At 71.7% G+C, this 14,146-nt stretch carries 14 protein-coding genes and 1 tRNA gene; 10 read left to right on the top strand and 5 right to left on the bottom strand.

Features of this window, described 5'->3' with window-relative positions; translation table 11 throughout:
• The first annotated feature begins 181 nt into the window (after positions 1-181).
• From ACZ63F_RS23095 to ACZ63F_RS23085, 3 genes are all read left to right on the top strand, one after another.
• Positions 182-544: a hypothetical protein gene (locus ACZ63F_RS23095; RefSeq protein WP_469713335.1), complete on the top strand. Its 363-nt coding sequence runs from the start codon at positions 182-184 to the stop codon at positions 542-544.
• A 115-nt stretch (positions 545-659) separates the two neighbouring features.
• On the top strand, positions 660-1,274 hold the full coding sequence (locus ACZ63F_RS23090) for a bifunctional DNA primase/polymerase (protein WP_469713334.1): 615 nt from the start codon (positions 660-662) through the stop codon (positions 1,272-1,274).
• Positions 1,265-1,338, top strand: a tRNA-Lys gene (locus tag ACZ63F_RS23085). Before ACZ63F_RS23090 ends, ACZ63F_RS23085 begins: the two co-directional genes overlap by 10 nt.
• Before the next feature lie 61 nt (positions 1,339-1,399).
• Here ACZ63F_RS23085 and ACZ63F_RS23080 read toward each other — a convergent pair.
• The gene (locus tag ACZ63F_RS23080; RefSeq protein ID WP_469713575.1) at positions 1,400-2,614 is read right to left on the bottom strand and encodes a M6 family metalloprotease domain-containing protein; all 1,215 of its coding nucleotides are present in this window, start codon (positions 2,612-2,614) and stop codon (positions 1,400-1,402) included.
• Between the two features lie 372 nt (positions 2,615-2,986).
• On the opposite strand from ACZ63F_RS23080, the gene ACZ63F_RS23075 reads away from it, so the two are divergent.
• Positions 2,987-4,852: a putative bifunctional diguanylate cyclase/phosphodiesterase gene (locus ACZ63F_RS23075; RefSeq protein WP_469713332.1), complete on the top strand. Its 1,866-nt coding sequence runs from the start codon at positions 2,987-2,989 to the stop codon at positions 4,850-4,852.
• Here the strand turns inward: ACZ63F_RS23075 and ACZ63F_RS23070 are convergent.
• The 3 genes from ACZ63F_RS23070 to ACZ63F_RS23060 form a co-directional block, all read right to left on the bottom strand.
• Complete coding sequence (locus tag ACZ63F_RS23070) at positions 4,822-5,919, bottom strand: LLM class flavin-dependent oxidoreductase (RefSeq protein WP_469713331.1); 1,098 nt, start codon at positions 5,917-5,919, stop codon at positions 4,822-4,824. The genes ACZ63F_RS23075 and ACZ63F_RS23070 overlap by 31 nt on opposite strands.
• 324 nt (positions 5,920-6,243) lie before the next feature.
• Positions 6,244-6,975 carry a maleate cis-trans isomerase family protein gene (locus ACZ63F_RS23065; protein ID WP_469713330.1) on the bottom strand — a complete coding sequence of 244 codons (732 nt, stop codon included), beginning with the start codon at positions 6,973-6,975 and terminating at the stop codon, positions 6,244-6,246.
• Complete coding sequence (locus ACZ63F_RS23060; protein WP_469713329.1) at positions 6,972-7,772, bottom strand: maleate cis-trans isomerase family protein; 801 nt, start codon at positions 7,770-7,772, stop codon at positions 6,972-6,974. Before ACZ63F_RS23060 ends, ACZ63F_RS23065 begins: the two co-directional genes overlap by 4 nt.
• A 160-nt stretch (positions 7,773-7,932) precedes the next feature.
• On the opposite strand from ACZ63F_RS23060, the gene ACZ63F_RS23055 reads away from it, so the two are divergent.
• Both ACZ63F_RS23055 and ACZ63F_RS23050 read left to right on the top strand, forming a co-directional pair.
• Positions 7,933-8,886, top strand: a complete 954-nt coding sequence (locus ACZ63F_RS23055) for a D-2-hydroxyacid dehydrogenase (RefSeq protein ID WP_469713328.1) — start codon at positions 7,933-7,935, stop codon at positions 8,884-8,886.
• A 20-nt stretch (positions 8,887-8,906) separates the two neighbouring features.
• Positions 8,907-10,313 (top strand): amidase, encoded by a 1,407-nt coding sequence (locus ACZ63F_RS23050; RefSeq protein ID WP_469713327.1) that lies wholly within the window; start codon positions 8,907-8,909, stop codon positions 10,311-10,313.
• A gap of 196 nt (positions 10,314-10,509) precedes the next feature.
• Here ACZ63F_RS23050 and ACZ63F_RS23045 read toward each other — a convergent pair whose 3' ends face one another.
• A complete protein-coding gene (locus ACZ63F_RS23045) occupies positions 10,510-11,004 on the bottom strand; it encodes a DUF3830 family protein (protein WP_352367358.1) in 495 nt (164 codons plus the stop codon).
• A gap of 47 nt (positions 11,005-11,051) precedes the next feature.
• On the opposite strand from ACZ63F_RS23045, the gene ehuB reads away from it, so the two are divergent.
• From ehuB to ehuA, 4 genes are read left to right on the top strand one after another with little or no spacing between them, the layout of a single operon-like run.
• Positions 11,052-11,990: an ectoine/hydroxyectoine ABC transporter substrate-binding protein EhuB gene (gene ehuB, locus ACZ63F_RS23040; protein WP_469713326.1), complete on the top strand. Its 939-nt coding sequence runs from the start codon at positions 11,052-11,054 to the stop codon at positions 11,988-11,990.
• Positions 11,987-12,703, top strand: a complete 717-nt coding sequence (ehuC, locus tag ACZ63F_RS23035) for an ectoine/hydroxyectoine ABC transporter permease subunit EhuC (protein ID WP_469713325.1) — start codon at positions 11,987-11,989, stop codon at positions 12,701-12,703. The genes ehuB and ehuC overlap by 4 nt, the downstream gene beginning before the upstream one ends.
• A complete protein-coding gene (gene ehuD / locus ACZ63F_RS23030) occupies positions 12,700-13,350 on the top strand; it encodes an ectoine/hydroxyectoine ABC transporter permease subunit EhuD (RefSeq protein WP_469713324.1) in 651 nt (216 codons plus the stop codon). Before ehuC ends, ehuD begins: the two co-directional genes overlap by 4 nt.
• On the top strand, positions 13,340-14,122 hold the full coding sequence (gene ehuA, locus ACZ63F_RS23025) for an ectoine/hydroxyectoine ABC transporter ATP-binding protein EhuA (RefSeq protein ID WP_469713323.1): 783 nt from the start codon (positions 13,340-13,342) through the stop codon (positions 14,120-14,122). Before ehuD ends, ehuA begins: the two co-directional genes overlap by 11 nt.
• Positions 14,123-14,146 lie beyond the last annotated feature (24 nt).

Genomic DNA, 14,146 nt, shown 5'->3' with positions numbered 1-14,146 from the left:
ACACCGCCACCGACCCCGCCAGACGCCGGAGGCGGCCAACGAATACAGCCCCGGACGGGGCAGTCATGAGCTGCCGAGCGGAGAGTCAGCCACCGGCCTCAGGGGCCCCTTGCGCGGGCGCGGGACAATGGACGGTGGTCATCGGACCGTAGTCATCGACACCGTACGAGGAGGACCAGACATGGCGGAGCCCACGCCGCGTCGGAACGAACCGCGGCTACGCCCCGCGCCCCTGCTCTTCGAGCCCGTGGAAGCGGTCGCCGACCCCGAGCACTTCTTCGGCCTGGAGTCGGTCGACGACCCCGGGGCGCTGCTGAGCCGTGCGACGGAGCTGGCCCAGGCGTTCCGGGTGGCCACCGACCGGGCGGTGGAGTTCCAGGCCATGGCCGCCGCCCAGCTCGCCGACCCGCGCCGCTTCGACCGGCTGACCCCGGCCGACATCGCCGAGCGGGCCGAGTGGACCGAGGACTACGCGAAGAAGATGGTCGAGTTCGGCCGGGATCTGCTGAGGGGCAAGGAGGGCAAGGGGCCCGAGCAGATCTAGCCGGCCCCGGCTGATGGCATATGCCGGGTGGGCAAGATACGCCTCTCCGTTCGTTCCTGTCCGGGTTTCCCGCAACTGACGGCGAGCGGGTGTTCACGAGGGGTATCAATTCCCCATGAGCCGCACACCGTACGAGACCTTCCCGGCCGACCTCGCCGAGCTCGGCGACGCGGCCGGGGTCACCCCGGACGGAGCCGCCTGGCTGGCCTCCGCAGGAACGTATCCGCGGAGCACGCTCGCGTTCTGGGAGGAGCGGCCGGACGCCCCGGTCGTCCTGCCCTGCGGGACCGTGTTCGACGTGGTGAACGCCCCGGCGACCTTCGGCCGCCGCATGCTGGACCGGCTGTGGGACGAGGGGCCGGGCTCCGGGCCGGTCGCGGTCTTCCGGGGCCGGATGCTTCTGTTCGCCGCCCCCGGCACCGCCGCCCGGCTGCCGTCCCTGCTGGGCTGGGAGGAGTGGGGCGGCCGCGGCGGCACCGTGCCGCCGCTGCTGTGCCACGGCACCGGCGACGCGGTGACCGTACCGGCTCCGGCACCGCGCGGCACCCCCGCTCCCGCCCCGGCCGGCACCCGCTGGCTGGTCGCCCCGGACACCCGGCACCCGTGGCTTCCCGGCCCGGAGATCCTGCTCTGGGCGGCCGTCCGCGCTGCCCGCTCGACCGTCCGCATATCGATTTTTCCTCCCGCCGATCAGGATGCTAAGGTCTACGACGTCAGCAGGCGCCGCTAGCTCAGTTGGTTAGAGCAGCTGACTCTTAATCAGCGGGTCCGGGGTTCGAGTCCCTGGCGGCGCACGCGAAGTAGGCGAAGGCCAAGCTCCTGTGAGCTTGGCCTTCGGCTTTTCTTCGGCGCGGTTCAGTCCGGCTTCGCCGGTGTGATCTTCACGTTCCAGGCGCCGGACGCCGTCCGCCCCTCCACCGCCACCTGCACGCCGTCACCGGGGACGGTGAAGCTCTCACCGAGGGCGACCGGGGCGTCGGCCAGTGGCGGGTAGACCGAGTTCTCCCAGCAGGCCTCGGTGCGCGGATGGGCGTCGATCACCTGGACCGGCCCGTTGCCGGAGGCCGTCTCGTCGCGGACCCGGTAGACGAGGACGCCCTGCCGGCAGGCCGCGCTGTCGTTGCCGGACGCGTCCCGCGCCTCGAAGGCCAGCGCCGTGTCGGGCCCGGTGCGCACCACCGCCAGCTTGGTGCCGTCGCCGAGCCCGAAGGCCGGTGCGCCCGCGGCGCCCCGCGGGGGCCCGCCCGGCCCGGCGGAGAGCGGCTCCAGGGTCAGCCTGGTCGGCGCGGTCCCCCGGACGCACACCACCTGGCGCGGATCCAGCCATCCGAGCTTCCACTTGTGCCAGGCGAAGAGGTCCGGGGAGAGCCCGAACTGGCTGCCCATCAGGTCCCAGTCGCCGACGTACGTGTCCCAGTCGCCCTTGCCGTCCACCGGGCGGTGGTAGAGGTCGGGGAGGTCGAAGACGTGTCCGGTCTCATGGGCGAGAACCAGCCGGTCCGGAGGATGCTTCTCGAAGACCGTGACGACCCTGCGCACGTCGGTGCCGTCCACGAGCACCGGGGTGTCGAGGTTGACCACCTTCGTGGCGTCGGAGTCGACGCCGGGCGCGTCCGGGTCGGCCACGAGGTACACGATGTCGTAGCGCGAGAAGTCGACCTCGGGATCGGCCGCCGCGAACGCGTCCCGCAGGTAGGCGGCCCGCAGCGGGATGCTCCAGTCGCGTCGCATGCCGTAGGCGGCCGAGGGCCGGGGCATCCGCAGCCAGCGGGTGAGCGGGTGCGGGTGGATGGTGAACTTCCCGTACGAGGCCTGCTCGTAGTACCGGCTGGTGGCCGGGAAGTGGTCGGCGACCAGCTCCGCGGGCGTGGTCTGCGGGACCGCGTCCGGAAAGGAGAGGAACACCATCACGGCCGAAAGCGGGTGGGTGGGACGCGTGTAGTCGGGGTTCCAGGTGTCGACGCCCTCGGAGTGGTGCGCGTCGGTGCGATGCAGGGCGCAGGGGGCCGTGGAGAACGGCTCGGCGGACGACGGCCCGGTCAGGATCGTCGTGGCGACGAGCGCCGACATCGTGGTGAACACGGCGGCGGAACTGCGCAGCAGGAGACGCGGCACGGAAGGACCTCCGAGGGCGGTTCGCGGGACACCGCACCCAGCCTCTGTGAGTTTGTCACCTTATGACCTGTTTATCTGCACCAGAAGGGTGAGGGACCACCTGCCCATCACAGGCAGACCCGAACGGCCGACACCCCGGGACGCTAACGGAACGTCACAAGTGGTCGCAGGGCCCAAGAACCCGTCCAGGTGCGGGCAGAAACGATCTGTCAGAATCCCCGGTTCATCGGGGACACTGGACTGTGGCTGGAAGGCCCTCGGGCCAGCCTCTATGATCGGCACACTTTCCTGCACGGACAGAGATCGAGTGCACTGCGGGAGCGAGCGGTGAGCGGAACGTCCGAAGGGCCGACGCCCGCGGCAGACCTCGACCGGTCCGCCGTCACAGAGAGTGACAACACCTACCGGAAGTCGTACGAGAAGACAGACGAAACGACAGACGCGCGGACAGCGCCGACGACCTACGAACACGCCTTCGCGGCCGCCGCGCTGCCCATGGCCGTGGTCGATCGCGAAGGGCTGGTCACTGCCGCCAACGAGGCGCTCGCCACCCTGATCGGCGCCGACCAGGCCGGGCTGCCCGGGCGGATCGCCGCGGACCTGCTGGACCTGGCCTCCGACGCCCGGACCTGGCACGCGTACCGCGAGGTACTGCGCGGCCGGCAGGCCAAGTTGCGCTGCACCCGTCGGCTGAAGCACCCCGACGGGCACTCGGTCTGGGCCCAGGTCACCATCGCCCCGCTGGCCAAGGACGTGCCGGGCGTGCTGATCTCGGTCTCCGACATCAGCGCCCGCCGCGAACTCCAGGCCCGGCTGCGTCACTTGCAGATGCACGATCCGGTGACCCGGCTGCCCAACCGGACGCTGTTCTTCGAACGGCTGTCGGCCGCGCTGGAGGCGGAGTCGTACGAGCAGAGCGGCACCGGCCGGATCGGCCTGTGCTACCTGGACCTGGACGGCTTCAAGGCGGTCAACGACACCCTCGGCCACCGGGTCGGCGACCGCCTGCTGGCCGCCGTCGCCGAACGGCTGACCCGGGTCGCCGACGAGGCCGGCTTCGCGCGGGCCGGGGCGCCGCTGGTGGCCCGGCTCGGCGGCGACGAGTTCGCCCTGCTGGTCGAGGACTCCACGGGCACGGAGCAGCTGGCCGACCTCGCCGAGTCCGCCCTCGCGGCCCTTCAGGCACCGTTCGACCTGGCCGGCCAGCGGCTGTCGCTGTCGGCGTCGATCGGGGTGGTCGAGCGGCACGCCGCCGGCACCACCGCCACGGGTCTGATGCAGGCCGCCGACACGACGCTGTACTGGGCGAAGGCCGACGGCAAGTCCCGCTGGACGCTGTTCGACCCGGAGCGCAACGCCCACCTGGTGACCCGGCAGGCGCTCTCCTCCACCCTCCGCCCGGCCATCGAGCGGGGCGAGTTCGTGCTGGAGTACCAGCCGCTGGTGGGCATGGGCGACGGCCGGCTCAGCGGGGTCGAAGCCCTTGTCCGCTGGCACCACCCGGAGTTCGGCACACTAACGCCGAATCGGTTCATCGGATTGGCGGAGGAGGACGGCTCGATCGTCCCGCTCGGCCGCTGGGCCCTGACCACCGCCTGCCGGCAGGCCCGCCGCTGGCAGCTGGACCACCCCGGCGAGCCGCCGATCTTCGTCAGCGTGAACGTGGCGGTCCGCCAGGTCTGGGACTCCGACCTGGTCGCGGACGTGGCGGAGACGCTGGCCGAGACCGGCCTGGCCCCCCACCTGCTCCAGCTGGAGCTGACGGAGTCGGCGGTCATGGGCTCGGCGGGCCGCCCGCTCCAGGCCCTCCAGGCCCTCAGCGACATGGGCGTCCGCATCGCCATCGACGACTTCGGCACCGGCTACTCGAACCTGGCGTACCTGAGCCGGCTTCCCGTCTCGGTCCTCAAACTGGACGGTTCCTTCGTCCGGGGCTTCCAGTACGACGACCCCGGCGACCGGCCGAACCCGGCCGACGAGGTGGTGGTGGAGGCGATGATCCAGCTGGCCCACCGCCTGGGCCTGACGGTCACCGCCGAATGCGTCGAGACCTCGGCGCAGGCCTCCCGGCTCCGCCACATCGGCTGCGACACCGGCCAGGGGTGGCTCTACTCCCGGCCGGTGACGGCGGATCGTATCTCCGAGCTGCTGGACACCCGGACCTACGCGGACGCCCCGGCCGGCAAACCGTAGGCGTCGGCGACCAGTTCGTAGGAGCGCAGGCGCAGCTCGCCGCGGTGGGCGTGGGTGGTGAGCATCAGCTCGTCGGCGCCGGTGCGCTTCTGCAGGTCGTCGAGGCCGGCGCGGACCTCGTCGGCGGTGCCGTGCACGATGTTGGCGGTCCAGGAGTGCACGAACTCCTCCTCCATCGGGGAGAACTCGTGCTTCTCGACGTCGTCGGGGTCGGGGAACAGGCCGGGCCGCCCGGTGCGCAGTCGCAGCATGTTCACCGCACCCGCCCGCACCTGGCGCCGCGCCTCGCGCTCCTCGTCCACGGCGAGGACGGAGACGCCGATGAGGGCGTAGGGCTCGTCGAGGACGGCGGACGGGCTGAACGACTCGCGGTACAGGTCGAGGGCCGGGACGGTGTTCTGCGCGGAGAAGTGGTGCGCGAAGGCGAACGGCAGCCCGAGCATGCCGGCCAGCCGGGCGCTGAACCCGGAGGAGCCGAGCAGCCAGACGGGCGGCCGGTGCGGCGACTGCACCCCGCCGGGGGTCGTGCTCTGCACCGGCCCGGGGATGGCGTGGATCCTCCGGTACGGGTGCCCGTCCGGGAAGTCGTCGTCCAGGAACCGGATCAGCTCGGCGAGCTGCTGGGGGAAGTCGTCGGCGCCCTCGTTGAGGGTCTGGGTCCGGCGCAGGGCGGCGGCGGTGGCGCCATCGGTCCCCGGCGCCCGCCCGAGCCCCAGGTCGACCCGCCCCGGCGCCAGCGCCTCCAGCGTGCCGAACTGCTCGGCGATCACGAGAGGCGCGTGGTTGGGCAGCATCACACCGCCCGACCCGAGCCGGATCCGCTCGGTGTGGGCGGCGAGGTTCGCGAGGATCACGGCGGGTGAGGAGGAGGCCACGCCGGGCATCGAGTGGTGCTCGGCGACCCAGTACCGGTGGAAGCCGCGCGACTCGGTGAGCCGCGCGAGCGAGGCGCTGGTGCGCAGGGCGTCGGTGGCGGTACTGCCGGTGCCGACGGTCACCAGGTCCAGTACGGAGAGGGGGACGGGGGCGGTCCCGTGCGTGATGCCCCGGATCTCGTCTGCCGACACGGTGAGAGCCTCCTGAATCGCGGCCGTGAGCTTGTAAGGGCGGGTAACAGGAGGAGGTCTCCGTTTATTCCGTGCGGGTGGGTGGGGGCCGGGGCCGGGGGGGCGGGTACGCTCACCCGCGCTCACCGGGTGCCGCCGCGCCCACCCGTGCCGCCCCAGCGGCACGACTGCCCGCAGCTAGGTAGTTACGGGGCTGCGCGGCCGGGGGCCGGTGGGCCTGGGCTTGGGGGGTTTTCGGTTGCTTTGTCCCCACCGAGTCGGGTGGTGGGTGGGCGAGGATTTTTGGGGGTCCAGGGGGCGGAGCCCCCTGGTACGGGGGTGTTGTCAGGCCTGGACGATCGGTTCGCGGGTGAACAGGGTGCCGAGGGACGGGGCGTTGACCCGGCGGTCGGCCAGGCGGAGACCCTCCCAGACGGTCACCTGGTTCGCCGTGAGCACCGGCTTGGAGAGGGCCTTCTCCAGGAGGGACACGTGGGCCGCCGTGTGCAGTGCCGTGTCCGGGAGGAGGACCGCCTCGGCCTCCCCCACGTCCGCGGCCCGCGCCAGCGTCAGGACCTCCTCCTCCCCCCACGTCCCCACCTCCGCCGCCGTCACGATCCCCGAGGACCGCACTCCGGTGACCTCCAGGCCCCCGGCGCGGAGGAAGTCGGCGAAGAGGGACGCCACGTCGTCGGGATAGGTCGCGCCGACCGCCACCCGCCGTACCCCCAGCTCCCGCGCCGCGTGCACGAACGCGAAGGACGTGGACGACGCGGGCATCCCGGCCGCCCGGGCGAGCGCCCGGACCTGCTGCTGGGCGCCCTCCCAGCCGTACACGAAGCTGCCGCTGGTGCACGCCCACACCACCGCGTCCGCGCCCGCGAGCCGCAGCTCCGCCACCCCGGCGGCCAGCCGTTCCTCGGCCCCCATCTCGCGGAGCGCGTCCACCCGGTGCGCGTCCTCGCCGATGTCGGTGTGGACGACGTCCACCCGGATGTCGCTGCCGAGGAGCTGTTCGATACGGGGATAGTCGTCCTCCGCGGAATGTCCCGGATAGAGGAGTCCGAGCGCTGTCATGTCCACCCTTCCTGCTGTTCTTCCGGCAGTACGGGCCAGTCACGCGCCGCCGCCGGTTCGTCCAGGTGACGGATCAGCGCCTGATACGGCCCCACCGCTCGGGTACCCAGCCTGCGCAGCGCCGCCCACATCGTGACCTGGTTGGCCGACAGGACGGGGATCCGCAGCTCGGCCTCCAGCTGGGGGATGACGTCGTAGGTGGCGAGGTTGGTGCAGGAGATGAACAGGGCGTCGGCGGCCCCGGGCCGTACCGCCTGCCGGGCCATGGCCACCACGTCCCGGTACGGCACCTGCCAGATGTGCCTGGTCAGCCCCATGAACGCGCAGCCGGCGACCTGTACGCCCGCCTCCGCCACGTACTCCTCCAGGACCCGGGTCACCGAGACCGTGTACGGCGTGACCAGCGCCAGCCGTCGTACGCCCAGCTCGGTCAGCGCGGCGAGGAGCGCCCCCGAGGTGGTGAGGGCGGGCACCGAGCCGGAGCGGGTCATCGCCTCGCACATCGCCCGCTCACCCGCGATGCCGCCGACGAAGCTGCCGGAGGTGCAGGCGTAGGCGACGACCTCGGGCGCGACCGCGGTCAGCGCGCGTACCGCCTCGCCGAGCGTCTCGTGCTCGCTGACCAGCCGGGCCAGGTCAAGGCTGACCTCGACCGGCACGAACGGTGTCCTGGTCAGGTGCAGGGAGACGTCGTCCGGCACCCATCGCCACAGCTCGCGGTCGAGCGCGAAGTCGAAGGGCGCCACGACGCCGACACCGCGCTGGGGACGAGGTCCGCCCAGAAAGGAGACGTCCATGGGAAGTCACCGGCCTCAGGTGGGAGGGCGAGGGGCAACGGTCGACGGATACGCCCGTGTTGACGAAGGTAGGTTCGGGTGCCAGCGTGGTCAATCCGCGCCTTTGAGACGTTCCATCCGCCCATGTCAGACACTGTCGGACACCGGGAGACCGCCCCGAATGACATCGCCCGTGCCCACTCTGCTGGTCCTCGACGCCGACCCGCCCCCGCGGCTCGGCCGGCTCACCGGCCGCGCCCGGATCGTGCACACCGACGCGAAGGGACTGGCGGCCCGGCTGCCGGCGGCGGACGTCCTCCTCGTCTGGGACTTCGCCTCGCCCGCCGTCCGCGAGGCGTGGCCGGGCGAGGGGCCACGGCCGGGCTGGGTGCACACGGCGAGCGCGGGCGTCGACCACCTGATGTGCCCGGAGCTGGCCGCCTCCGACACGGTCGTCACCAACGCGCGCGGGGTCTTCGACGCGCCCATCGCCGAGTACGTGGCGGCGCTGGTGCTGGCCGTCGCCAAGGACCTGCCCGAGACCCTCGACCTCCAGCGGGAGCGGACCTGGCGGCACCGCGAGGCGCGCCGGGTGGCCGGCACGCGCGCGTGCGTGGTCGGTTCCGGGCCGATCGGCAGGGCGATCGTCCGCACCCTCAAGGCGCTCGGCATCACCACGGCCCTCGTCGGCCGCGTCCCGCGCACCGGCATCCACGGCCCGGAGGACCTGGACCGGCTGATGTCCCGCGCGGACTGGGTGATCGCGGCCGCTCCGCTGACCGAGCAGACGTACGGCATGTTCGACACGCACCGCTTCGGGGTGATGCAGCCGTCGGCCTGCTTCATCAACGTCGGCCGGGGCGGGCTGGTCGACGAGGAGGCCCTGGTCCGGGCGCTGACCAGGCGCTGGATCGCCGCCGCGGCCCTGGACGTCTTCGCGACCGAGCCGCTGCCCGCCGACAGCCCGTTGTGGAACGTGCCGGGCCTGCTGGTCTCGCCCCACATGAGCGGGGACACGGTGGGCTGGCGGGACGAACTGGGCGCCCAGTTCGTGGAGTTGTACGAGCGGTGGGCGGCGGGCAGGTCTCTGCTGAACGTGGTGGACAAGAAGCGCGGATACGTACGCGGTCACTGACTCCCGGGAGGGTGCCCCTCATGCAGCTCACCGACCTCACCGCCCGGCAGCTCCTCGACGGTTACCGCAAGGGCGAGTTCGGCCCGGTGGCGGCGGTCCGGGCGGTCCTTGAACGGGCGGCGCGGATCCAGCCGGAGGTCAACGCCTTCGTCCGGCTCACCGAGGAGGACGCCCTGGCGCAGGCGCGGGCGTCGCAGGAGCGGTGGCGGCGGGGCGAGCCGCGGGGCCTGCTCGACGGTGTGCCGGTGACGGTCAAGGACATCCTCCTCCTGCGCGGCCACCCGACCCTGCGCGGCTCGAAGACGATCTCGGCGGCCGGGAGTTGGGACGAGGACGCGCCGTCCGTCGCCCGGCTGCGCGAGCACGGCGCGGTGTTCGTCGGGAAGACCACCACGCCCGAGTTCGGCTGGAAGGGCGTGACCGACTCCCCGCTGTCGGGCATCACCCGCAACCCGTACGACGTCTCCCGCACCGCGGGCGGTTCGAGCGGCGGCAGTGCGGCGGCGGTGGCTCTGGGGGCCGGTCCGCTCTCCCTCGGCACGGACGGCGGCGGCAGCGTGCGTATCCCGGCCGCGTTCTGCGGGATCTTCGGCCTGAAACCGACGTACGGCCGTGTCCCGCTGTACCCCGCGAGCGCCTTCGGCACGCTGTCCCACGTGGGCCCGATGACCCGGGACGCGGCCGACGCGGCGCTGCTGCTGGACGTGATCGGGACTCCGGACGCCCGCGACTGGTCCGCCCTCGGCCCGGCACCGGGCTCCTTCGTGGCGGGCCTGGCCGGTGGCGTCCGCGGCCTGCGGGTGGCCTTCTCGCCCACGCTCGGCGGCCAGGTCGCGGTGCAGCCGGCGGTCGCGGCGGCGGTACGCCGGGCGGTGTCGGGGCTCGCGGAACTCGGGGCGTACGTCGAGGAGACCGACCCGGACTTCAGCGACCCGGTGGAGGCCTTCCACGCGCTGTGGTTCGCCGGTGCCGCCCGGGTGACGCAGCGGCTCTCCCCCGGGCAGCGGGAGTCGCTCGACCCCGGGCTGCGGGAGATCTGCGGGACCGGCGCCCGCCTGTCCGCGCTGGACTACCTCGCCGCGGTGGACGTCCGCATGGACCTGGGCCGCCGGATGGGCCGCTTCCACGAGTCCTACGACCTCCTCGTCACCCCGACCCTCCCCCGCACGGCGTTCGAGGCGGGCCTGGAGGCACCGCAGGGCTCGGGCCACCGCCGCTGGACGGGCTGGACCCCCTTCACCTACCCGTTCAACCTCACCCAGCAGCCGGCGGCGACGGTCCCGGTCGGAGCGGACGGGGACGGCCTCCCCGTCGGCCTGCAGATCGTGTCCGCCCGCCACCGCGACGACCTGGTCCTGCGCGCGGCCCACGCCCTGTACGAGACGGGCGTGGCCTCGGCACCGCCGGGCACCACCGTCGTGGCCTAGTACCGTCGCGGCGGAAAGGAACGCACGGGCGGCTCGCAGGAGAAGAGCGGGCGGCACCGCGCGAGAAAGCGGGCGGTGCGACGGCCGCGGTGGGTTCGGCACCGGCGGACGGCGCCGTCGTGGCTGAGCACCGTCGCGGCGGAGATGCGCGTGGGCGGCGGCGGAAGGCTCTGGAAGCGGACGCCGGAGACTCCGGTCAGAGTGCCCGGAACGCCAGTTGCTCCCCCGCCGCGCCGTTGCGCCACAGGTCGTTGCAGGCCTCGGCCAGGTCCGGCAGGCCCTCCACCACCTCGCCCCAGACGATGCCCGGGACCCAGCCCACGTCGCCGTTGAGCAGGAGGTTGTTGCGTTCGTAGAAGAGGGCGAGGTCGACCAGGGTGGTGCCGGGTCGTACCTCGCGGTCGTAGCCGTAGGCCTTGGTGGCCAGTTCCGTGCCGGCGAAGGAGAAGTAGCAGAGGTCGCCGGGGACGGGCGTGACCGTCGGGTTCTCCAGGGGCGGTTCCGTCGGCGTGAACGGCGGGAAAAGGGCGTAGATCTCGTTGCGGGCGTACTTGGCGTGGTAGACGTCGCCGGACAGCGGCAGGGCCTCCCAGACGGCGGCGCAGGTGACGGGGGCGCGGTCGTCCAGGAGCCTGGCCTTGGCGGTGACACCGCGGCTGACCAGCGAGACTTCGATGAATCGTTCGGTCATGCCTTCCATGGTGCATAAGTCGGTTGGGGTCGGGTAGCTGCGCCGCCATGGCTCCACCACTCGGGAACGAATCAGACACATCAGGGCACGAATCCAGACACAGTCGGCGGGCCGTGCTCGCGGGTGCCGCCGCGTTCGGCGCACTCGGCGCGTTCGGCGCCGCCGGCTGCACGCGCGTCGCCGCCGCGGCCGGCACCGACGGTGGCGACCTGCTGCAACGGCTGCGCGCCCAGGGTGTCGTACGGCTCGGCATCGCCGGTGAGATCCCCTTCGGGTACATCGACAAGGACGGGCACCTGACCGGTGAGGCGCCGGAGCTGGCGAAGGCGGTCTTCAAGCGGCTCGGGGTGGACAGCGTCCAGCCGGTGCCGACCGAGTTCGGTTCGCTGATACCCGGGCTGAACTCGCAGCAGTTCGACGTCGTGGCCGCCGGGATGTACGTCAATCCGGAGCGCTGCCAGCAGGTGATCTTCGCCGATCCCGATTACCAGATGCTCGACTCGTTCATCGTGCGCAAGGGCAACCCCATGGGGCTGCACGACTACAAGGACGTGGTCAGGAAGAAGGCGAAGTTCGCCACCGGGACGGGCTACGCCGAGATCCAGTACGCGGTCGAGGCCGGGTACAAGGAGAGCGACATCCTGATCGTTCCCGACCAGGTCGCCGGGCTGAACGCCGTGGAGGCGGGACGCGTCGACGTCTTCGCCGGTACGGCGCTCACCACGCGTTCCGTCGTCAAGAAGTCCGCCAAGGCGGAGGCGACCAAGGCCTTCGCACCGCTCGTGGGCGGGAAACCGCACGTGGACGGGGGCGCGTTCGCGTTCCGGTCGGCGGAGACGAAGCTGCGGGACGCCTTCAACGTGGAGCTGCACAAGCTGAAGAAGAGCGGCGAACTCTTCCGGATCCTGCGCCCGTTCGGCTTCACCGAGGACGAGATGACCGACCTGACGGCGAAGCAGCTGTGCGGGGGAGGGAAGAGCGGATGACCTCGGGACTGTGGGACCTCGTGCTCAAGGGGGTCTGGACCACCGTTCAGCTTCTCGTGCTCAGCGGGCTGTTGATGACGGCCGTGGCACTGGTGGTGGGCGTGGCGCGGACGAACCGGCTCTGGTTCGTCCGGTTCCTCGCCGGTTTCTACACCGAGGTGTTCCGCGGTACCTCGGCACTGGTGATGATCTTCTGGGTGTTCTTCGTGCTGCCGGTCGCCTTCGGCTGGCAGCTGGTGCCGATGTGGGCGGGGACGCTCGCGCTCGGCCTGACGTACGGCGCGTACGGCTCGGAGATCGTGCGCGGGGCGCTGAACGCGGTCGACCCTGCGCAGAAGGAGGGCGGGATCGCGCTCAGCTTCACGCCCTGGCAGCGGCTGCGGCTGATCCTGCTGCCGCAGGCGGTCCCGGAGATGATCCCGTCCTACTGCAACCTGCTCGTGGAGCTGCTCAAGGGCACCGCGCTGGTGTCGATCACCGGCATGGGCGACCTCGCCTTCAGCGGGAACCTGGTGCGGCTGGCGTTGCAGGAGAGCGCGCACATCTACACGTATCTGCTGCTCATCTACTTCGTGATCGCGTTCGTCATCACGCGGCTGATGCGCGGTCTGGAGAAGCGGCTGAAGGCCGGCATCGGCAAGGCCCCGGGCAGCGAACGTGAGGCGCGTGCGGTGAAGCGCAGGGAGACGACCGGGGTCGGTGGTGTCGCGTGACGTGGGACTGGAGTGCCGTACGCGAGTTCATGCCGCACTTCTGGGACGGCCTGTGGGTCACCCTGGAGGCGCTGGCCCTGGGTTCGCTGATCTCGTTCTCGCTGGGGTTGGTGTGGACGCTGCTGATGCGGACGCCCACGCGCTGGGTGCGCTGGCCGGTCGGCGCGGTGACCGAGTTCGTGCGCAACACCCCGCTGCTGGTGCAGCTGTTCTTCCTGTTCTACGTGCTGCCCGAGTGGGGGCTGACGTTCTCCGCGCTGACCACCGGGGTCTTCGCGATCGGCCTGCACTACTCGACGTACACCATGCAGGTCTACCGGGCCGGTATCGAGGCCGTCCCGGCCGGGCAGTGGGAGGCCGCCACCGCGCTCAGCCTGCCGGCCCGGCGGACCTGGTTCGCGGTGATCCTGCCGCAGGCGGTGCGCCGGGTGGTGCCGCCGCTGGGCAACTACGTGATCTCGATGCTCAAGGACACGCCGATCCTGATGTCGATCACCGTGCTGGAGATGCTCGGCCAGGCCCGGCTCTTCTCCCAGCAGCACTTCCAGTTCACCGAGCCGGTGACGGTGATCGGCGTCGCCTTCATCGTCATCTCCTACCTCGCCTCCCTTCTTCTGCGCACCCTGGAGCGTCGCCTTGTCCGTTGACACCAGCAAGCAGACGAGTACCGCCGGCACCACGTCCGACGACCTGATCCGCATCGAGGGGGTGACCAAGCGGTTCGGTGACAACACCGTCCTCGACGGGCTCGACCTCGCCGTGCAGGCGGGCCGGCACGTCACCCTGATCGGTCCCTCCGGCTCCGGCAAGACCACGATCCTGCGGCTGCTGATGACCCTGACCAAGCCGGACGCGGGCACCATCACCGTGGACGGGCAGCGGCTCTTCCCGGCGTCCGAGAAGGAGCTGCGGGAGGTCCGCAAGCAGATCGGGATGGTGTTCCAGCAGTTCAACCTGTTCCCGAACATGAGCGTGCTGCGCAACATCACCGAGGCCCCGGTGACCGTGCTCGGCCTGTCCAGGGACGAGGCGGAGGCGCGGGCGCGTGAGCTGCTCGACCTGGTGGGCCTCGCCGACAAGGCCGACGAGCGGCCGACCCGGCTCTCCGGCGGCCAGCAGCAGCGGGTGGCGATCGCGCGGGCGCTGGCCATGCGCCCGAAGGTGCTGCTCCTCGACGAGGTGACCTCGGCGCTCGACCCGGAGCTGGTCGCAGGCGTCCTCGACGTGCTCAGGGACATCGCCCGCACCACCGACATCACCATGCTCTGCGTGACCCACGAGATGAACTTCGCCCGGGACATCTCCGACCAGGTCCTGATGTTCGACTCGGGCCGGGTCATCGAGGCGGGACCGCCGGAACGGATCTTCAGCGAGCCCGAGCACGAGCGGACCCGGGAGTTCCTCAGCGCGGTGCTGTAGATAATTGCACCGCCGGCGCCGTAA

This window comes from Streptomyces sp. NPDC104761 (assembly GCF_055583445.1).
This window is presented reverse-complemented; position numbering and strand designations above follow the sequence as displayed.

Bases quoted from the DNA above. Each gene is read 5' to 3' on its own strand.
- ACZ63F_RS23050 (WP_469713327.1), top strand. From the start codon at position 8,907: ATGCAGCTCACCGACCTCACCGCCCGGCAGCTCCTCGACGGTTACCGC.
- ACZ63F_RS23065 (WP_469713330.1), bottom strand. From the start codon at position 6,975: ATGACAGCGCTCGGACTCCTCTATCCGGGACATTCCGCGGAGGACGAC.
- ACZ63F_RS23060 (WP_469713329.1), bottom strand. From the start codon at position 7,772: ATGGACGTCTCCTTTCTGGGCGGACCTCGTCCCCAGCGCGGTGTCGGC.
- ACZ63F_RS23080 (WP_469713575.1), bottom strand. From the start codon at position 2,614: ATGTCGGCGCTCGTCGCCACGACGATCCTGACCGGGCCGTCGTCCGCC.
- ehuC (WP_469713325.1), top strand. From the start codon at position 11,987: ATGACCTCGGGACTGTGGGACCTCGTGCTCAAGGGGGTCTGGACCACC.
- ACZ63F_RS23045 (WP_352367358.1), bottom strand. From the start codon at position 11,004: ATGACCGAACGATTCATCGAAGTCTCGCTGGTCAGCCGCGGTGTCACC.
- ACZ63F_RS23090 (WP_469713334.1), top strand. From the start codon at position 660: ATGAGCCGCACACCGTACGAGACCTTCCCGGCCGACCTCGCCGAGCTC.
- ACZ63F_RS23095 (WP_469713335.1), top strand. From the start codon at position 182: ATGGCGGAGCCCACGCCGCGTCGGAACGAACCGCGGCTACGCCCCGCG.
- ehuB (WP_469713326.1), top strand. From the start codon at position 11,052: ATGGCTCCACCACTCGGGAACGAATCAGACACATCAGGGCACGAATCC.
- ACZ63F_RS23055 (WP_469713328.1), top strand. From the start codon at position 7,933: ATGACATCGCCCGTGCCCACTCTGCTGGTCCTCGACGCCGACCCGCCC.